The sequence below is a fragment of the Pyxidicoccus trucidator genome, assembly GCF_010894435.1.
Taxonomy (GTDB): Bacteria; Myxococcota; Myxococcia; order Myxococcales; family Myxococcaceae; genus Myxococcus; species Myxococcus trucidator.
Genome location: NZ_JAAIXZ010000002.1, coordinates 644089 through 663097, shown reverse-complemented (window position 1 = coordinate 663097; position 19009 = coordinate 644089). Strand labels below are relative to the sequence as shown.

Genomic DNA, 19009 nt, shown 5'->3' with positions numbered 1-19009 from the left:
GCGGGCATGGGGCTAACGGCAGCCGCGCTGCCGCTTGAGGGAAACCGGCGCGATGGCCAGTTCCTGCCCGTCCTTCGAGTCTGGCACGTCCACCTCGGCCGCGTCGTGGCACTTCAGCTTCAGCAGGAACTGCCTGGAGCTGGCGGGCACCTGCACGGTCGCCGGGGTGGTGGCCCCCAGGTCCTTGCCGTCCACGAAGATGGTGGCGCCGGCCGGCTTGGACTCGACCTTGACGGCCACCTTCGTCACCAGGGGCTCCAGCTTGATGGTCGCCTGCGCCCGGCCTCCGCCGGACACCGCCACCTGCTTGGACTGGGGCTTGAAGCCCGGAGCGCTCACCTCCACCATCCACGCATCCCCGGACACGGGCACGTCGTTGAGGAAGGCGTCCGTCTTGCCCTGGGTGCGCACCACCTTGCCGTCGACCTTCACCTGGGCGTCGTCCGGCTGGGTGACGAGCATCAGGGTCGCCGAAGGCGTCAGGCTCTCCAGCACCGCCTGCACGTTGGTGACGTCCTTGCCCTTGGTGACATCCACCGTGGTGGTGAAGGGCTTGTAGCCCACCGCGCTCACCACGACCATGACCCGGCCGGCGGGCACCTCGCGCAGCAGCGTGGTGCTGCCCTTCTCGATGGGGACCTGCTGCATGTCCAGCATCACCTGGACCTTGTCCTGGGCGCCTTCCGGCACGCGCTGCAGGTCCACCAGCACATAGCCGGTGCCCGGGCCCGAGAGCGCCCAGCCGAGCAGGGCCAGCACGACCAGCGCCAACACGCCCAGCCCGCCGAAGAGCACCACCCGCTTGTCCAGGCCCCGTCCCGCGAGCGCGAGCGCGGGGACGGCGGCCGTCGGCCGCTCCTGCTCGTCCTCGTCCTCGTCGTGCTGCAGGCCGCGGGCGCCAGCGCCCTGGTTGACCGAGGGCGGCAGCGCGGAGCGAGGAATGCCCTGGGACACGTCCGGCGGCAGCGCCGAGCGCGGAATCCCCTGGGACACGTCCGGCGGCAGGTCCCTGCCGAGGCGCGGCGGCAGCTCGTTGCCACGAGAGGGGCGCAGCGTGGGCGGAGGCGCCGCGTCCGTGGGCGACAGCGTGGGCACGCTCATCGACGGGCGCGGCGGCGCGACGGGCGGGGGCGGCATCGTCGCCGGCATGCTCGACTGGGACAGGCGCGGCGCCGACGGTGGCAGCCCGGTGGGCGGAGACGAGAGGACCGCCGTCTTGCCAGTGGTGGGCTCGTCCTCGTGGGCGGGCTGCACGGCACGCGACTCCAGCGGCGTGACGGCGCGGCCGACGGCGGCGCCCGGCTGCGTGGTGGGCTCCGGGCTGTCGTCGAAGACGTGGTCGCTGGACACCAGCTGCGTGGCCAGGTGCTCTTCTTCCTTGGCGGCGGGCGCGGCCTGGGCAACCGTCAGCTTGGGCAGCGCGGCCAGCGTGGGCGAGCGGCGGGCCCCGGCGCCCAGCGGGCTGCTCACACTGGGGCTCACCGTCCCCATGGTGGCCGTCGCGCGGGGCGGCTGCGGGGCCACCGGCTGAACCACCGGCACCGGCACGGGCGCCTGCGGCGGGGCCGAGGGCTGGCCCGGCATGCTGTTGAACGACGCCGCTTCCAGCGCGGCCAGCATCCCGTCCGGCGGCTTGATTTCCGAGTAGTCGATGAGGCGCTGCTTCTCGCGCTCCACCTCTTCGGCGAACGTGGACTTCATGTACTGCATGAGGTCCTTGCGGCCGAAGATGGTCTCGCTGGTGATGAGGAAGCGCTGCAGGTCGTCGCCCAGCTCGCTGGCGTACTGGTAGCGCTCGTCCACGTCCTTCGCGAGCGCGCGGAGGACGATCTTCTCCAGCGCCTCGGGGATGCGGCGGTTGTACGTGGAGGGCGGCGGCACCTCGGCCTTGCGCACCTTCTCCAGGACGCTGAAGTCGCTGTCGCCCACGAAGAGGCGCTCACCGGTCAGCATCTCGTAGAGGCACACGCCAATGGCGAACACGTCCGAGCGCCGGTCCAGCGGCAGGCCGCGGATCTGCTCCGGGCTCATGTAGCCGAACTTGCCCTTGAGGATGCCGGCCTGCGTCTTGGTGGCCTTGCCGGCCGCCTTGGCGATGCCGAAGTCGATGACCTTCACCTCCCCCTCGTAGGAGATGAGGATGTTCTGCGGCGAGATGTCGCGGTGGACGATGCCCATTTCCCGCCCCATCCCGTCCTTCTTCCGGTGGGCGTAGTCCAGGCCCTCGCACATCTTGGACACGCAGAAGGCCACCAGCGGCACCGGCGCGGGCTCACCCTTCTTCCGACAGCGGTCGAAGATGGCCCGCATGTCCTTGCCGGGGATGTACTCCATCGAGATGAAGTAGCTGCTGGAGATGTGGCCCAGCTCGTAGATGCTCGCAACGTTGGCGTGGGTCAGCTGGACGCTGATCTTCGCCTCGTCGATGAACATCGAGATGAACTCTTCATCCTCCGCAATGTTGGGGAGGATGCGCTTGATGGCCACGAGCCGCTCGAAGCCGCTCGCGCCGAACTGCTTCCCGCGCCACACCTCCGCCATGCCGCCGATGTTGATGCGGTCCAGAAGGAGGTACTTCCCAAACGGGATGGGCTGCCGCTTCGGTTGAGAGGTCGTCACGTGGGGGAGGGTCCGTTCGCAGGGGAGCCTAGCGATCGCCGCTCCACAGGGTCAACCACAGCAAGGCCCATCCTACCTCAGCAAGCAGGCGGGCCTCCGCCCTTCTGAAAGGCCGCTTCGGCTCAGGGCCGGACGCTGGAGGTGCCCGCGTCGGCGGCCGGGGCCTCTCTGGCCACTTCCTCGTCACGAAAGGCCGCGGCACCCTCCTCGTCGGGGGGTATCGGCCGCACCAGCATGAAGCGCGTCTCGCCCCCGGAGGACACCACCGCGGGCACGCCGAAGCGCTGCTCCGCCGGCAGCCCCACCAGCGTCACCCAGGCGCCCCGCCGCTCCGGGGCGACGCAATACAGCAATGTCCCCGGGAGGACACCGGGGGCCTCCCGCACGGGGCCCTCGCAGTCCTTGCGCACCTGGAGCGTGTACGCCGCCACCGGCTCCCCCCGGACGAGGTAGGGCGGCCTGCCGAGCTGCTCCAGCAGCGGCTGGAGCACCCGGGGGTCGTCCGGCACGGCCTGCTCGGAGGTCAGCTCCTGGGCCTGCCTGTGAAAGCTCTGGAGGGACATGGAGGCGATGTCCAGGGAGGACAGCGGCACGCGGCTCTCCGCCAGGACGAGGTCCGCGAAGAGCGAGCCCACCAGGACGATGGGCAGCAGCCGGTACCCCTTGAAGCCCTCCTCCTTCCCCCGGGTCAGGCCGCCGATGACGACCAGCGTGGCCAGCAGGGCCAGGGCGAGCACCACCGCCGGCCCCACCGGCGAGGGCAGCGTGGTGAAGGCGGCCACCTCCGCGCTCCGCGCCCGTACGGCATCGGACAGGTCGCCGCCGTAGATCCAGGCGATGGCGGCCAGGCTCAGCAGGTTGGCCAGCAGGGTCTTTTTCGAGGGGAGTGTCATCCGGCGAGCGTGCGCGCCGGGTCGGTCGCGGCCGCGCGGCGGGCGGGGAAGTAGGCGCCGGCGAGCGCGGCGACGAGGCCCAGCACCACGCCGCCCAGCACCACCGGCCAGGGGAAGGAGAAGAAGCTGTCGGGCTTGAACGGGAAGTTGGGCAGGTAGCCCGTGGCCAGCCGGTTCACCGCGAAGGCCAGCAGCAGCGCGAGCGCGGTGCCGGCGACGCCCCCGGCGAGGCCCACCACGGCGGCCTCGGCCAGGACGATGCCACGCACGTCCGAGCGCGAGGCCCCCACCGCCTGCATGACGCCAATCTCCTTCGCGCGCGCACGGACGGAGGCCGACAGCGCATGGGCGATATTCACGGCGGCCAGCACGCAGATGAGGATGGACAGCAGCGCCAGCGCGGAGGTGACGAGGGCAACGGCCGCGCCCGTGTTCTCCGCCATGCGGCGCTCCTGGTCGTCGATTTCCAGCCCCATGCCCTTCACCGCGTCCACGATGCCGGGCACCCGCGACGGGTCCTTCGCCACCAGGGTGACGCCGGAGAAGCTGTCCGCGTCCACGCCGGCCTCGCGGTTGATGCGCACCGCCGTCTCCAGCGGAATGGTGAGGCCGGCGAGCATGGCCCGGTCCGACGCGCCCACCACCTGCGTCGTCGCGGAGCGGGTGGGCCCCTGCACCGCGGCGGCCACGTAGGAGCGGTTGAACTCCACCGGGAAGCCGAAGCCGACAATCATGTTGGCCGACAGCTGCGGCAGCTTGCGGGCCGGGGCGAACGTCTTGTTGTACAGCTCCAGCAGCCGCGTGGAGACGAGCGCGGGGATGGGCTGGCCCTCGCCCGGGTCCTTGAACTCGCCGAGCTGCACGTCGCCCTTCACCAGGCCGGGCTCCACGCCCACGGCGAGCACTTCCATGCCCATGCGCAGCTTCGTGCCGAAGAAGACGCCGTCGTAGCGCGTCACCGCGGGCACGCGCACGTTCATCTTCCGGTACGCGTCCTCCACGCCGTCCAGCGCGCGCAGGCGCTCCACGGTGGCCGCGTCCAGCTTGCCGCCACCCAGCAGCGAGCCCAGCGACACCGCCGAGGGCACCACGTCCACCAGCCGCGCGTCGGTGGGGAAGATCTTCTCGCGGATGACGCGCCCCACCCCCAGGCCCAGGCCCAGGAAGAAGACGAGCGCGCCCACGCCCATGGCCACGCCGAAGGCGGAGAACATGGCGCCCTTGCGCTCGCGGGCGAGGCTCAGTCGGACGAGCCGGGACAGTGCGTCCAGCCTCACGGGGCACCTCGGGTGGCCAGGTGCAGGTCGGCGCGCTCCTCGACGAGGCGCCCTTCCTTGAGCCGCAGCACGCGGCGGGCCGCGGCGCTCATGCGCTCCTCGTGGGTGACGGCCAGCACGGTGAGGCCCTCGCGGTGCAGCTCCTGGAAGAGCTGGATGACGCCTGCGCCGGTGGCCGAGTCCAGGTTGCCCGTGGGCTCGTCGCAGAGGAGCAGCTTGGGGCCTCCAAAGAGGGCTCGGGCGATGGCCACGCGCTGCCGCTCGCCGCCGGAGAGACGGATGGGCGCGCGGTCCTTCTTCGAGCCCAGGCCCACGCGCTCCAGCATGGCCTCGGCGCGCTTGCGGGCATCCGCGTGCGGCGCGCCGAAGTGCGAAGGCAGCAGCACGTTCTCCAGCGCGGAGAGGTTGGGGATGAGGTGGAAGGACTGGAAGACGAAGCCCACGTGGGTGTTGCGGAAGCGCGCCAGGGCCTGGTCGTTCAGGCCGCGCAGCTTGACGCCACCCACCTCCACCTCGCCCTGGTAGTGCACGTCCAGGCCACCCAGCAGGTGCAGCAGCGTGGACTTGCCGCTGCCGGACGGGCCCACCACCGCGACGAAGTCCCCGTCGTCCACGTCCAGGGACATGCCGTCGAGGACACGCACCTTCGTGCCGTCCCCATCCACGTACTCCTTGACGATGTCGCGAGCGCGAATCACGGAGTGGCCGGCTGGGTGGTGGTGGAGGCCGGCGGGGCCGGCGTGAGGCGCAGGGACAGCTCCGCCTGCAGGGCCTTCTCCTTGCGCGACACGGCCAGCGTCACCGCGCGCAGGTCGTCGGTGGCCTCCAGCCAGCGGACGGTGGTGGCCTTGATTGCGAAGCCGCCGATGCCCCACGCCTCGGAGGGCAGGTTCTTCACCGCGTCCGACAGGCGCTTCAAGTCCAGCACCGCGACGAAGGCGGCGTCCTTGCCGGCGTCCTTCAGGTCCGCGGCCACCGGGCCCTCGCCGGACGGCTTCGCGAGCGAGGCCAGCGTGGCCTCCAGCCGGGCGCGCGGGGCGGCGACCACCAGCCGTCCATTGGGAGCGAGGGCGAAGTGGGCGCCCTCTCCGGCACGGTAGGACGTGAGGTAGACCTTCTGGCCCTTCAGGTCCGAAGGCTCCACCTTGGCGCCGAAGTCCTCGGCCATGGCCGGCAGCTTCTCCAGCGTGGCCTGCGTCTTGGCGGCGTCCTCGGTGTCCGCCAGCGCGACGAGGTGCACGAAGCGGAACGGGTTGGTGCGGCGCAAGTCCAGCGAGGGCATGCCGGCGCCGAGATTCACGGTGGGCGACAGCGACATGCCCAGCACGATGCCGGGCTTGAAGTTGTCGAGCACCTCGCCCTTCATGTCGAGGCCACTCTTCTGCACGGCGCGGGTGAGGTAGCCGCCCAGGAGGTACGGCCACGCACCGTCGAGGTGCGACGGGTCCCCCCGGAAGCGCGCCACCAGGAAGCTGTCCGCCGGCAGCGCGCCCGACAGGTCCGCGACATCCTTCATCGGGTCCAGCGCCGCAAGCGACGCCTGGGTGTCCGGCCAGGGCGCGTCCGCGTGCACCGTCACCGCGCGCTCCTCGATGCGGCCCGTGAAGGTGATGCCCTGGACGGTGCCCGCCGGGACAAGGAAGCCGGTGCCGCCGGGGAGCCACACGTGGAAGTCGCGCTCCTTGGGGAGCCGCTGGAGCGACGCGGCCAGCACGGGCTCGCTCGCGAGCGACTTCTCCTGGGGCAGCGTGGCCAGTGTGCCGAGCGTGGCCACCGAGGCGCCCGCCCCCAGCAGGGCGTAGTCGGTGCCCTTCAGGAAGAGGAGGCCCAGGGCGGGCTCGGTGGAGCCGGGGCGGCTGAAGGTGACGAGCTTGCCCCCGTCCACGGACGCTTCCTTCTGCTCCGAGGCGCCCAGGCGGCTGCGCGCGAAGTTGCCGAAGGTCTCCTTCAGCTTGTCGGCGTCCTTGGTGCCGACGATGGAGACGGCCCGGTTGCCTCCGAGGAAGGCCGCGGCGGCGCCGCGCTCGGGAGCGATGCCGGCGGCCTCCAGCGCCTGGCGGCTGCGCAGGTCCACGCCCACCTGCCGCATCACCGCGGAGACATAGCCCTCGGCGGAGGAGAAGTTCTGGAGCTGCGCGGCGAAGGAGGCGACCTTGAGGTTCTGGAACCGGGCCAGCTTCTCTCCGAGCGCGCCCAGGTCGTTGATGACCACGGCGGCCTGCGCATCGCGCGGGAGGTAGCGGGCGGGCCCTGCCGCGGCGCTCGAGCCAGCGGGGCCGGCCTCCTTGCCACAGCGGGAGCAGCCCGCGACGGCGAGCACGAGGAGAAGGGTCGGAAGCCAGGCTCGGCGGAACATGACGGCAGAACAGGACGGCTGGGCCGGAGAGTCAATTTATTCGTGGAGCCCATGTGGGCCCGGACTCGGGGGAGCTGCCGGGATGACGGACAGGCAACGTCCGGGTCCGGAGCCACACGGAGCGTGAGGCCGCGCGGGAGGCCCTCCGTCCGGGGCACCCGCGAGCGGAGCCGCCCTGGGAGGTCGGACCGGTGGAGCCGCCCCTGTTCGCCGCCAACGCGGCGGGACTGGGGTGGGCGGCGACTCTCTTGAGCGCTCCCCTGCCTTCCTGGAAGCCTGACCGGGCCTCATCGAAGCGGGCCGGGACTCCGGCCCCCACACTCCCCGGCGTCACCTCCCTCGAGCCGGGCCCCACCAGGCCCACGCGCTTCGGGGACGACGCCTCCAGGAAGGACACCGCATGCACCTGTCATCCCCCCGCCCGGCGCTCGTGCCGGGCCTGCTGCTCGCGCTGCTGCTGAGCACCACGGCCGGAGCCACCACCGTCCGAGTCCACTTCGACGTGGGCTATGGAAACCGCATCACCCTGCGCGGCAGCGCGGCGCCGCTGTCCTGGACGTCGGGGCAGAACGCGACGTGGACCCAGGGCAACGTGTGGACGTACTCGTGGCCGGACAGCGTGGGCGACGTGGACCTCAAGCCGCTCATCAACGACACGCGCTGGTCCACCGGAGCCAACTACCGCGTGCGCGCGGGCACCACGGTGAATGTGTATCCGTTCTTCGGCCCGGCCACGGGCACCCGGCAGCAGTTCGACAACTTCTGGTCTCCGCAGCTCGGCAACACGCGGACGCTGCGCTTCTACCTGCCGCCCAGCTACGCGGAGAACCCGCTCAAGCGCTACCCGGTGCTCTACATGCACGACGGGCAGAACCTCTTCGACGCGGCCACCGCGTCGTACGGCGTGGAGTGGCGCGTGGACGAGACAATCAACTCCCTCATCGGCTCGGGGCAGATGGACGAGGTCATCGTCGTGGGCATCGACCACGCGGGCGCCAACCGCATCTACGAGTACACGCCCTGCTGTGATGCCTCCTACGGCGGAGGCGGCGCGGACCTGTACGAGCGCTTCCTGGTGGAGAGCGTGAAGCCCTTCGTCGACGCGAACCTGCGCACGCGGACGGGCAAGGCGGACACCGCGCTGATGGGCTCGTCGCTGGGAGGGCTGGTGTCCTTCCACATCGGCCGGCGGCGGCCGGATGTCTTCTCGAAGGTGGCGGGGCTGTCCAGCTCGTTCTGGTGGAACAACCAGGCGATGACGCTCGCGGTGGAGCAGTCCACGGTGAAGCTGCCCCTGCGCTTCTACCTGGACGCGGGCACGCAGAGTGACGGGCTGACGGAGACGACTCGCATGCGCAACGCGCTGGCGGCGGACGGCCACGTGCAGGGCGCGGACCTCTACTACTACGTGGCCCAGGGCGCGGGGCACACCGAGTCCGCCTGGGCGGCCCGGGTGAACCTCCCCCTCACGTACCTGTTCCCCTGGCAGGGCACGGTGTACTGAGCCGGGTGCCGACTACCGCACGCGCGTGCCATGCGGCAGCGGGCCGCGCGTCTCCTCGGAGAACTCCAGGAACTGCTCCATCTGCCGCACGGACTCCTCGGTGGCCTCGGCCTCGGCGCTCAGCACGGTGAGCTGGCGGTTGACGCTCTCCGGGTCCCGAATCGCAATCGACTGCTCGTGCGTCAGGCGCATCAGGTCTTCAATCCCCGCGAGCTGGTGGCTCACCACCTCGCGGCTCTCGCCGGCCTGCTCGAAGCGCGCCAGGCGCTTGCGGAGGATGTCCACCCGGTTCTGCTTCACGTCCTTCAACCGGGGGTTCGCCTCCCGCGCCACGTCCTCCTCCAGCTCCCGCACCTCGCGCTCCAGGTGCTCGCGGTCCGAGCTGTTGAGGTAGGCGCGGTACTGGTTCAGCGTGGAGATGAGCCGCAGGAAGTTGGTGAGCAGCGCGTCCAGCCGGGGCTCGCTGTCCGACTCCAGCACCTTGCCGCCCGGCAGCTTCCGGTAGTTGGCGAGAATCTTCTCCTTCAGCCCCAGGAGCTGCTGGTAGTGCTCGCGCTGCGACGGCGCCAGGTCCGCCTGGAGCGCGTCCACCGCCTTGCGGGCCGCCTCCGGGTCATTGGGCGTCTGCGCCCGCACCGCCCGCTGGAAGCGCTTCATGGACGAGACGACGCCCAGGTAGAGCCCTTCCAGTCCGAGCGCAACCAGCGCCGGCAGCGGCTCGCCCGTCATCGCCGCCGAGGCCGCCGCCGTGCCCAGCCCCACCAGGTTGGCGGGCATCAGGAATGCGGCCTTGATGTAGTTCGGCGACTTCGCCACGTCCGTCCTCCCCGTCCCCGCGTCCCGGGGCTCGGCTCTCAGGGGCCTCGCGCCTCCGACACATACTTCAACGCGCCCAAGTCTCGCGTGTCCTCCGCGGGAGGCACGCGTGGCCCCTGCTTGAGCTTCTGGAAGAGCGCCGCTGCGCTCTGGAAGAGCTCGTCATAGGTGACCGGCGCCTCGCCTGAAAGGCCGAAAAAGGCCCGATTGTCCGCAAGTGTCGCCGGCGGCGCGCTGCGGATGGCCTCAATCGGGTCTCCCAGGTACGGCGCCACCTCGCCCAGCATCCGTGCGCCCGCCGTGGGGTCCTTCAGCACGCTCTGCCCCGCATCCAACAGTCCCCGCAGCACCCGGCGCACCGCGTCCGGGTAGCGCGCCGCGAAGTCCCCGCGTGCCACCAGCACCGTGGCGATGAGGTGCGGCGCGTCCGCCGTCGTGGCCAGCACCGCTCCGCCCCTGTCCCGCGCCGCCAGTTCCACGTCGCCCCACAGCCCCACCACCGCGTCCGTCCGGCCCTCGCGCAGCGCGCGGCCCGCGTCCAGCGTGGAGGGCAGGTCCACCCAGCGCACGTCCGTCGTCCGCAGCCCCGCGCGCGCCAACACCCACAGCGCGAAGTAGTGCGAGGAGCTGAACGGGTACACGCCCACCCGCTTGCCCCGCAGCGCGGTGAGGTCCGACACGCCCACCGCCGCCAGCGCCTCCTGGCCCCGGCTGCGCCCCACGAGCAGCAGCGTGCGCGGCGCCGCATCCCGCAGCGCCGGAGCCCACGCCGCCAGCCGGTCCACGGACAGGGCGGCCATGTCCACGCCGCCATTCTCCGCGCCAATGGCCAGCGCCTGCCGCAGCTCCTCCTCGCGGGCGAAGAGCACCGCCCGCGCGTCCAGCGCATAGGCCGTCTTCAGGAAGCCCTGCGCGGCGCCCGGCGGAGGCACCGGGTTGTCCAGCGTCGTCGCGCCGCCCGTGGCCACCAGCAGCGCCGCCGCCGAGCCGCGCGCGGTGAAGCCGATGACCACCGGCCGCAGCGGCACGGAGGCCACGTCCGCCACCGGAGCGGCCACCCCGGCGGGGAAGTCACCGGGCGACAGCCGCACCGCTTCACGGGCGGCGGGGAAGAAACGCTCCTGGAGCCGGTCCAGGTAGCCCAGGCGCGACGCGAGCGCGTAGCCCGCGCCCAGCGCGCAGAGCAGGAGGAAGAGGAAGAGGCCTGGCCCGCGGTGGAGCTTCATCCCGAGTTCCGTTGGCCTCTTCCCCTCACGGGTGGGCTACTCCACTCCCACCTTCTTGCCGATGGTCTTCTCGGTGCCGCCGCCCACGTCAGACACGGGCGCCGGGCTGTCCATGAGGCCCATCTCCATCTTCATCTGCTTCACGAGCTCGTTGGCCTGGATCTTCTCGGCCTCCTCCTCGATGTTGACCGCCATGTGGTCCACGCCCTCGAGGGCCATCTGCATCCGGGCCTCGTTGACGGCGGACTTCTCCTGCACCTTGCGCAGCATCTCGTCGTGCGTCGAGTCGATGCCGGCGACGGTGAAGGACTCCATGGTGTCGGCGACCTTGGCCTGCCACTTGGCGCGGCGCGCCTCGCGGATGGCGTTCATGGCCTCCTGCGTCTTGCGCTCCTTCTCGCGCATGAACGCCTTCTTCACCGTCAGGGCCTTCTCGTAGGCCAGGCGGGCCGTGGCCAGCTGCTGCTCGTTGCGGCCCAGCGCGTCCTTTTCAACCTGCAGCTTGCCGGCGTACTGCGCGGCCAGGTCGTCACGCCCCGCCTGGATGGCGGCCTTCACCTTGGCCGTCAGCGAGCGCACGTCCTCCGTGTATTTGGCGTTCTCCTTCTCCAGGAGCGTCACGTTCGCCCGGACCATGGCGATGGACTCGTTCATCTTCGGGACCTGGTCGTTCAGGTCTCGGACGTTCTGCTCGAGAATGAGCTCCGGATCCTCGATGGAGGAGACGAAGAAGCCGGCGAAGCTACGCATTGCCCTCTTGAATCTTTCCCACATGTCGGCGGTCTACCTCCATCCAGCCCTACGTGCAGCCACCTTACACGATACCCGGGTGAGCAGGCAGCCACAGTCCCATCAGTCTGACAACAGCTACGCGCTCCTACCTAAGGTCATTGCTCCCGACGCAAAAGTCCCGCCCGGACGGCTGGTCCCGAGGCCACCAGCCCTCCCGAGCACCGGCGCTCGACCGCCTTCCCGGAGGGTCTGGAGCTTGAAGCTTGCCCGACGGGGAGGAAGCGGGGAAAACCTACCCCTGAGTGTCGATATCTACCCCCGCCATGCCCTTCGATGACGCGCTGACGCGGGCGGTGGACGCCCAGCGGCGGAGCGTGCTCGGCGCGGGCGCGGCCGTCAGGCTGGTGGGCGCGGCCGTCTTCCTGGCCATCAGCACCGGCCTGTGGCTGACGGGAGGCGAGGACTGGGCGTCCTATCCCCCCATCCTGGCGCCCTACGTGGGCGTGGCGGCGACGCTGTTCGCGCTGCGGCGGCGGCCGGTGGCGCGGTGGCTGGGGGTGGTGCAGGCGCCGGTGGACGTGGGGCTGGTGTACTGGCTCCAGCATGTGGCCATGCCCCTGTCGCGCTTCCCGTCCGGGGTGGCGGGCTTCAGCCTGGGGCTGTTCGCGCTGGTGGTGGCGCTGAGCGGGCTGACGCTGCGGCGGAGCGTGGTGTACGGGACGGCGCTGCTGTCCGCCGTGGCCCAGGGCGCGCTGATGCGCGAGGCGGGCGTGAGCTGGGGCGCGGTGGCCGTCGCGGTGGTGGCGCTGCTGTTGGTGGCGGCGGTGAGCCACTACGGCACCGGGCGGCTGCGGCAGCTCGCGGTGGCCCTCTCCCACGCGGAGGTGGACCGGGCGCTGGAGGCGCGGCGCTTCCAGGAGGTGGAGGAGGCCCGGCGCACCATCGAACGCATGCTGGGCGACGCCCAGGCGAGGAACGACCAGCTCCACGCCCTGCAGCGGGACAAGGAGCTGCTCACCCAGTTCCTGGTGCACGACCTGCGCTCCCCCCTGTCCGCCCTGACGATGACGCTGTCGTGGATGGAGCAGGAGGTGCCGCCGGGCAAGAGTCCACTCAACGAATCGGTGCGCACGGGGCTCGCCGTCACGGCGCGGCTGGACAGGATGATTTCCGACCTGATGGACGTGCCCCGCCTGGAGCAGGGCCGGCTGGAGCCCCGCAAGGTGGTCTTCCCCGCCGCCATCCTGCTGGACGAGGTGCGCCGCTCCCTGGACGGCGTGGCCCGGGCCCGGCGGCTGACGCTGGACGTGGTGGCGCCCGAGGAGCTGGAGGTGATGGGCGACTCGGAGCTGATGGTGCGCGTGGTGGAGAACCTGGCCTCCAATGCGCTCCGGTACGCCCCCACGGGTGGCCGGGTGCGGCTGGAGGCGGGCATGGACTCGGGGTACCACTGGCTGGCCGTGCGCAACGACGGGCCGCCCATTCCCCCGGAGACGCGCGCCCGCATCTTCGACAAGTACGTGCAGGGCGAGGCGGAGAAGGACAGCCGCCGGGGCTACGGCCTGGGGCTGTACTTCTGCCGCCTGGCCACCGAGGCCCACGGCGGGCGGCTGGAGGTGGAGGACACGCCCGGCTGGTCCACGTCCTTCGTGGTGCGGCTGCCGGGCTGAGCCTCAGCCGCGCGCGCGCTTGCGGCGACGGCGGAGGATGCGCTCCACGTTGGCGCTGGCGCTGGCGAGCACCGCCGGCGCGTCCAGCGTGGTGAGCACGCCGTCCCGGAGCACGGGCTTGCCGTCGATGAAGACGTGCGTCACGTCGCTGGCGCGCGCGGAGTGGACCAGCGGGGCCAGCACGTCCTCGGCCGCGGGGGCCGCGTGCAGGCCGCTCACGTCCACCACGGTGAGGTCGGCGCGCTTGCCCGGCTCGAGCGAGCCCACCTCGTCCTCCAGCCCGAGCGCCCGGGCGCCATGCAGCGTGGCCATCTCCAACACGCGCATGGGCGTCATGGCGCGAGGCCCGACGCGGGGGTTGTGCAGCACGGCCGCGAGCCGCATCTCGTGGAAGATGTCGAGCGTGTTGTTGCAGGGCGCGCCGTCCGAGCCGAGCGCCACCGACACCCCGGCCTCCAGCAGCTCCGGCACCTTGGCGATGCCCGAGGCCAGCTTGAGGTTGGAGCCGGGGCAGTGGCACACCACCGTGCGCGACTCGCGGAGAATGTCCTGCTCCTCCTGGGACAGCCACACGCAGTGGGCCAGCGTCACGTGCGGCCCGGTCAGCCCCACCTTGTGGAAGAAGGCGACGTTGTCCTGGCCGCCGGTGTACTGGCGCACGGCCTCCGTCTCCTTCGCGTTCTCACTGGCGTGGGTGTGGATGCGCACGCCGTGCTGGTGGGCCAGCTTCGCCACCTCGCGCAGCAGCTCCGGAGTGCAGGAGAGGACGAAGCGCGGGGCGAAGGCGTACCGCAGGCGCCCGTCCTGCTGGCCGTGCCAGCGCTCCAGCAGCGCCAGGCTGTGGGCCAGCGACTCGGTGGTGCTCTCGCGCAGCCCTTCGGGCACGGCCGCGCCCGCGTCCATCATCGCCTTGCCACCCACCAGCCGGAAGCCGGCGTCGCGTGCGGACTCGAAGACGGCGTCGTAGTGGTGCACGCTGCCCATGTCGAGCGCCGCCGTGACGCCCGAGCGGATGAGCTCGGCGAAGGTCAGGTCCGCCGACGCGCGCATGGAGGCCGCGTCGTGCGAGGCCTCGAAGGGCCAGATGCGCTCGCGGAGCCAGTCCAGCAGCTCCAGCCCGTCCGCGCGGCCGCGGAACAGCGTCTGGCAGGCGTGCACGTGGCCGTGGATGAGGCCGGGCAGCACCACCTTCCCCGTCACGTCCACCACGCGCCGCGAGCCCCGGGGCTTGAGTCCCCGGCCCACCTTCGCGATGCGCCCGTCCTGGACGAGCACATCCGCCGCCACGAGCACCTCTCGCTCGCGGTTCATCGTCACCACGGTGCCGCCAGTCAGGAGCAGGTCCACGAGGTGCTCGGGTCGCTTTCTAGAGGAAGTCCTTCGTGAAGGCGTGCGGCAGCAACTCGCCCAGGGTGTAGCGCGCCTCGCCGCCCTTCGGCGTGCGGCTGCGCACGGGCAGGTCGGCCGGGCCGAACTCGGCCATCACCTGCCGGCACATGCCACACGGAGGGCACGGCTCGGGCGTGTCCACGACGATGGCCACGGCGACGGGCTTCGCATGGCCCTGGGCCACGCCCGCGGCGAAGGCGTTGCGCTCGGCGCAGACGGTGAGGCCGTAGGTGGCGTTCTCCACGTTGCACCCGGGCACCACCGCGCCGTCGGCATAGAGGACGGCGGCGCCCACGGGGAAGTGCGAGTACGGCACATGCGCGCGCGAGCGCACCCGCGCGGCCTCCTCGAACAGGCGCTCCCAGGGAATCTCGTCCGCCATGACGCCCTCCATGAATCGCCGGTCCGGAGTGGACCTAGCGGGTGCCGCCGCCCTGCGCCAGCACGTCATCCAGGTGGCGGGCGATGGCCAGCTCCGCCTCCACCGGTAGTTCCATGAAGCGCACGTGCGCGGCCGGCCCCTGGGGGCCGTTGGTCACCTGGAGCACCTCGCCCACCACCTCCACCTCGTCGGGAAGGATGGGGAGCTTGAAGCGGACCTCTACCTTCGCGCCCGCCTCCAGCCCGGTGCCCTGCCAGGCGCAGCCGCCCAGTGACAGGTCTCCGTCCTGCGTGTCGAAGTCACCCGAGCTGCCTGCCCGCCGCACCTTCAAACGCATGGGCACCCGGGGAGAGTCGCGCCGGTCCTCGGCCTTGTCGCTCATCGAGTCGTTCCTCTCGGCCATCGCCGTTGCCTCCCTGCCGCTCATGCTCGCGCCACCGCCGGAAGAATGTGTCCCGGGGACTGGCGGGACATCCGGCCGGCCCTCCTGGACAGGTTCTCGGCAGACGGCGGCTGCTCGCCGACGGAGAGACCGGCCTTGTGCTGGAAGTCGTTCGCGGGAGCCCCCACCGCGGCCCCCGCCTGTTCGTCAGACCGCATCGTCGGGGCATCATACGCGGACCTTTCCCGACAAGAGGACCCGAAATGCACCGGGCCCGTGCTTGGGGCCCTGATGGGTCCACTGCACCGGGGGTATCACGGGGCCACGCCCCCGCGTCATACCCGCCTACACCGGAGAAGGCACAGTTGGGGCGGTGCTATGCAGCCTGGATGAACCGGAACACGCTCCTCCTCCTGGGTGTCTTCGTCCTCGGCTGCGCGGCGGGCATGCATGCCGACTCGCGGGCCCACGCGCGAACGCAGACACAGACGTTCCCCGCCCCCACCACCGTGCGCAAGTGGCAGCAGTTCTGCTCGGACCACCAGGCGGTGGGCAATGAGATCAACAATGTCCTTCGCCAGAAGGGCGAGGAGGGCTGGGAGCTGGTGAGCGTCACCGAGCACCAGGAGGTGTTCAAGGCCCTGCTGGTCTGCTTCAAGCGCCCCGCCGAGTGAGCCGGGAGCGACGAAGCTTCACTCCGGCATGTCCCCGTCCCGGGACTTCCACCAGTTCTCGCCGTAGCTGATACAGATCTGCTCGCCGGGGTGGATGGCGCGCAGCGCGTAGAAGGAGAAGAGGTCGCGGTCCACGGCGCGGTAGTAGGCCGCGTTGGGCTCCTGGGCGTGGTTGTAGATCATCCCGTAGCCCATCACGAGGGCGACCCAGTCTCCCTCGCGGGGCTCCTCCTTCTCGCTCCACTTGATCTGGAAGACGTAGTCATCGAGCGCTGGTATCCGCGCGAGCTTGTGCGGCACCTTGAGGTAGTGACACTCCTCGATGAGGTCTCCGGCCCGGATGAACTCGTCGGTGAAGACGCCATAGCCCCACTGGCATGGCCGGACCTTCACACCCGGATGGATGTACAGCGCTTCGCCCAGGTTCATGTCCCCTGCCTGTTCCTCCTGCCCGGAAGATGGCGCGTTCTTCGGGCCGGGTGAAGCGCTGGATGACCTGGCTGCCCTACAGGGCCGCCAGCGCCGACTCCAGGTCCGGGTGCAGGCAGGTGCCCGGTACGCCGGCCGCGGTCAGGTGACGGGCGGCGGACCTGTTCACCCACCATGCCGTGCGCCCAGGGCGCGCGTGGAACCGGGCGAAGAGCGGGTGGAGCAGCGTGCCCATTCCCTCGAAGCCCGAGAGGTCCATCAGGAGGGGCTCCTCGGGAGGAAGCGAGGCGAAGAAAGCCTCCAGCGCCTCGGCGTCAGGGGACGACAGCCCTCCGAAGAACCGGATGCGACGCGGAGTCTCCTCGAACACCTTCACGGGGAGCCCCCCGGTGCCGAGGTACCCGTGGAGCTGCTCCAGGAACTCCACCAGGGCGGGCTCGCGGGCCAGGTCCGCGGCGAGCCGGTAGAGCGCCAGGACGAAGCCGTGCTGCCGGGGGGAGTGCTGAGCGTCAGGGCTCCAGGCATTGAACCTCCGGACGCCGCCCTCCTGTCGGATGAGGCACTCCAGGGTGATTCCATCCGCGCCCAGCTCGAGCGCGTCAGGGATGCCCAGCGGGTCCAGGGCCGCGAGTTCGTCGAGGAACCGCAGGCCCCGCTCGGAGGGAATGGCCACGGTCTCCGAGGTCGTCGCGTTCCTCTCGCTGGCGATGGTCACCGTGTCGCCGGCCTCGCTGAAGGTCGCTGCGATGAGACCCTTCTCGTCGAACGAGGGGCTGAAATGGACCCCGTAGAAGGTGCCCGGCCAGGCGGGCAGCTCCAGCCTGGGCACGTTCTTCCCTTCCGGCTCGGACTCCACCTGGAAGCCGCGGGCCTCGGCGGCCGCGCGCAGTTGGAGCATCGTGTCCTTCGAGAGGTTGCGCCCGGTCCACTCCGTGGTGTTCCTGTATGCGTCGCGCACCTCCTGGATGGAGTCCTTCGCCAATTGGGGAAGGACCTGCCGCAGGAGGGCGGCCTCCTTCAGCGTCGGGCTCTCGCCCCGCCAGCGGATGCTGAGGCGCCAGTCGGACTCGACGCCGCGAGGCATCATCGCAGTGAAGGGAGCCGCCATGACGTAGTCGCACGAGAGACACGGGGCGAAGCAGTACCCCCGTTCGACGGTGGCCTCCCCCAGCGGGCCACCACAGCGGGGACACGTCAGCTTCTCGTCTGCTTCGCTTCCCATGACGGTCTCCCGGTCGGTGCCAGCGCGCCAGGGACGCGGCGCCAGGGGGACAGCTGACCAGCCCCGCTGCGCAGTACGCCACGGGCTGGAAGGTGCTCCAGTACCTGGAGCACCCGGCGCGGCTACTCCACCCGCTCCCGCACCAGCGGCCGGGCCGGAGGCGCCGCGTCTCCGAAACGGTACGCCGCCAGCAGGCGCGTCTTCACGTCCTCCACCGGGCCCGCGTCGTTGTAGTGCACCCGCACCACGGGCTCGCCCTGCTTCACCGGCTCGCCGGTCTTCTTCAGCAGCGTGAAGCCCACGGCCGGGTCAATCTTGCTGTCCACCCGCTGCCGCCCCGCCCCCAGCGCCACGCCCGCCAGGCCCACGCCCTCCGTATCAATCGCCGTCACCCACCCGTCGCGCGGCGCCACCACGTCCACCGTGGACCGCGCCCGCGGCAGCAGCGAGTAGTCATCAATCGCGCGCGGGTCTCCGCCCTGCGACTGGACGATTTCCTTCAGCTTGCGCACCGCGCTGCCGTCCTCCACCACCTTGCGCAGTTTCTCCCGCGCCTCCTCCACCGTCGCCGCCTTCTTCCCCAGCACCAGCATCTCCGCCGTCAGCGCGTAGGTAATCTCCGTGTAGTCGTCCGGAGCCTCGCCGCGGAGCATGTCCACCGCCTCCTCCACCTCCAGCGCGTTGCCCACCTTGCGCCCCAGCGGCTGGTCCATGTCCGTGAGCAGGGCCACCACCTTCTTCCCCATCTCCGCGCCCAGGCCAATCATCGTCCGCGCCAGCGTGCGCGCGTCCTCGTCGCGCTTCATGAAGGCCCCGCTGCCCACCTTCACGTCCAGCACCAGCGCGTCGATGCCCTCCGCCAGCTTCTTGCTCATGATGGAGGACGCAATCAGCGGGATGCAGTCCACCGTCGCCGTCACGTCGCGCAGCGCGTAGAGCTTCTTGTCCGCCGGAGCCACCTGCGCCGTCTGGCCAATCAGGCAGCAGCCCACCTCGCGCACCAGCCGCCGGTACTCGGACGTGGGCAGGTTGACGTTGAAGCCCGGAATCGACTCCAGCTTGTCCAGCGTCCCGCCCGTGTGCCCCAGGCCCCGGCCGGAAATCATCGGCACCGGCACCCCGCAGGCCGCCGCCAGCGGCGCCAGGCTGAGCGACACCTTGTCCCCCACCCCACCCGTCGAGTGCTTGTCCACCTTCACCGCGGGAGTGTCCGACAGGTCCAGCACCTCGCCGGACTCCAGCATGGCGCGGGCCCAGGCCCCCAGCTCCCGGGAGTCGAGTCCCTTGAAGAAGATGGCCATGCACATGGCCGCCATCTGGTAGTCCGCCACCGTCCCCGCCGTATACGCCTGGATGAACGCACGAATGTCCGCCGGGTCCAGCCGGCCGCCATCGCGCTTTGCCTTGATGAGCTCGTAGGGTTGCACGGGGCCAGCCC

17 protein-coding genes are annotated in these 19009 nt (G+C 71.0%); 3 read left to right on the top strand and 14 right to left on the bottom strand.

The genetic code is table 11. The features are described 5' to 3' along the window. Window positions 1-12 precede the first annotated feature (12 nt). The 5 genes from G4D85_RS09210 to G4D85_RS09190 all read right to left on the bottom strand — a co-directional run bounded on the left by G4D85_RS09210 (window position 13) and on the right by G4D85_RS09190 (window position 7145). Entirely contained in the window at window positions 13-2619 is a 2607-nt protein-coding gene (locus tag G4D85_RS09210) for a serine/threonine protein kinase (RefSeq protein WP_164010118.1), read from the bottom strand. A gap of 122 nt (window positions 2620-2741) precedes the next feature. Continuing rightward, complete coding sequence (locus G4D85_RS09205) at window positions 2742-3512, bottom strand: hypothetical protein (RefSeq protein WP_164010116.1); 771 nt, start codon at window positions 3510-3512, stop codon at window positions 2742-2744. Next, window positions 3509-4789, bottom strand: a complete 1281-nt coding sequence (locus G4D85_RS09200) for an ABC transporter permease (protein WP_164010114.1) — start codon at window positions 4787-4789, stop codon at window positions 3509-3511. Before G4D85_RS09200 ends, G4D85_RS09205 begins: the two co-directional genes overlap by 4 nt. After that, window positions 4786-5487, bottom strand: coding sequence for an ABC transporter ATP-binding protein (locus G4D85_RS09195; RefSeq protein WP_164010112.1), 702 nt, complete (start codon window positions 5485-5487; stop codon window positions 4786-4788). The genes G4D85_RS09200 and G4D85_RS09195 overlap by 4 nt, the downstream gene beginning before the upstream one ends. Next, window positions 5484-7145: a hypothetical protein gene (locus tag G4D85_RS09190; protein ID WP_164010110.1), complete on the bottom strand. Its 1662-nt coding sequence runs from the start codon at window positions 7143-7145 to the stop codon at window positions 5484-5486. The genes G4D85_RS09195 and G4D85_RS09190 overlap by 4 nt, the downstream gene beginning before the upstream one ends. Window positions 7146-7545: 400 nt before the next feature. Between G4D85_RS09190 and G4D85_RS09185 the strand changes: the two genes are divergently transcribed. Further along, window positions 7546-8649, top strand: coding sequence for an alpha/beta hydrolase (locus G4D85_RS09185; protein ID WP_240359159.1), 1104 nt, complete (start codon window positions 7546-7548; stop codon window positions 8647-8649). 12 nt (window positions 8650-8661) lie between these two features. On the opposite strand, the gene G4D85_RS09180 is transcribed toward G4D85_RS09185, so the two are convergent. The 3 genes from G4D85_RS09180 to G4D85_RS09170 are packed head-to-tail and all read right to left on the bottom strand — an operon-like array spanning window position 8662 to window position 11465. After that, window positions 8662-9465: a hypothetical protein gene (locus G4D85_RS09180; protein ID WP_164010108.1), complete on the bottom strand. Its 804-nt coding sequence runs from the start codon at window positions 9463-9465 to the stop codon at window positions 8662-8664. 38 nt (window positions 9466-9503) lie between these two features. Beyond that, window positions 9504-10691: an ABC transporter substrate-binding protein gene (locus G4D85_RS09175; RefSeq protein ID WP_164010106.1), complete on the bottom strand. Its 1188-nt coding sequence runs from the start codon at window positions 10689-10691 to the stop codon at window positions 9504-9506. 36 nt (window positions 10692-10727) lie between these two features. Next, the gene (locus G4D85_RS09170) at window positions 10728-11465 is read right to left on the bottom strand and encodes a PspA/IM30 family protein (protein WP_164010104.1); all 738 of its coding nucleotides are present in this window, start codon (window positions 11463-11465) and stop codon (window positions 10728-10730) included. Window positions 11466-11725: 260 nt separating this feature from the next. Between G4D85_RS09170 and G4D85_RS09165 the strand changes: the two genes are divergently transcribed. After that, window positions 11726-13093 (top strand): sensor histidine kinase, encoded by a 1368-nt coding sequence (locus tag G4D85_RS09165; protein ID WP_240359158.1) that lies wholly within the window; start codon window positions 11726-11728, stop codon window positions 13091-13093. 3 nt (window positions 13094-13096) lie between these two features. On the opposite strand, the gene G4D85_RS09160 is transcribed toward G4D85_RS09165, so the two are convergent. The 3 genes from G4D85_RS09160 to G4D85_RS09150 are packed head-to-tail and all read right to left on the bottom strand — an operon-like array spanning window position 13097 to window position 15267. Next, entirely contained in the window at window positions 13097-14440 is a 1344-nt protein-coding gene (locus G4D85_RS09160; protein WP_164010100.1) for a 5'-deoxyadenosine deaminase, read from the bottom strand. Between the two features lie 19 nt (window positions 14441-14459). Further along, window positions 14460-14864 carry a cytidine deaminase gene (locus G4D85_RS09155; RefSeq protein ID WP_164010098.1) on the bottom strand — a complete coding sequence of 135 codons (405 nt, stop codon included), beginning with the start codon at window positions 14862-14864 and terminating at the stop codon, window positions 14460-14462. Window positions 14865-14898: 34 nt separating this feature from the next. After that, window positions 14899-15267 (bottom strand): PilZ domain-containing protein, encoded by a 369-nt coding sequence (locus G4D85_RS09150; protein ID WP_164010096.1) that lies wholly within the window; start codon window positions 15265-15267, stop codon window positions 14899-14901. 368 nt (window positions 15268-15635) lie between these two features. Between G4D85_RS09150 and G4D85_RS09145 the strand changes: the two genes are divergently transcribed. Next, window positions 15636-15920 carry a DUF4177 domain-containing protein gene (locus tag G4D85_RS09145; RefSeq protein WP_164010094.1) on the top strand — a complete coding sequence of 95 codons (285 nt, stop codon included), beginning with the start codon at window positions 15636-15638 and terminating at the stop codon, window positions 15918-15920. Between the two features lie 18 nt (window positions 15921-15938). Here G4D85_RS09145 and G4D85_RS09140 read toward each other — a convergent pair whose 3' ends face one another. From G4D85_RS09140 to G4D85_RS09130, 3 genes are all read right to left on the bottom strand, one after another. Then, window positions 15939-16349, bottom strand: a complete 411-nt coding sequence (locus tag G4D85_RS09140; protein ID WP_164010092.1) for an SET domain-containing protein-lysine N-methyltransferase — start codon at window positions 16347-16349, stop codon at window positions 15939-15941. 76 nt (window positions 16350-16425) lie between these two features. Then, a complete protein-coding gene (locus G4D85_RS09135) occupies window positions 16426-17571 on the bottom strand; it encodes a hypothetical protein (protein ID WP_164010090.1) in 1146 nt (381 codons plus the stop codon). Between the two features lie 122 nt (window positions 17572-17693). Then, window positions 17694-18998, bottom strand: coding sequence for a thymidine phosphorylase (locus tag G4D85_RS09130; protein ID WP_164010087.1), 1305 nt, complete (start codon window positions 18996-18998; stop codon window positions 17694-17696). Window positions 18999-19009: the final 11 nt, after the last annotated feature.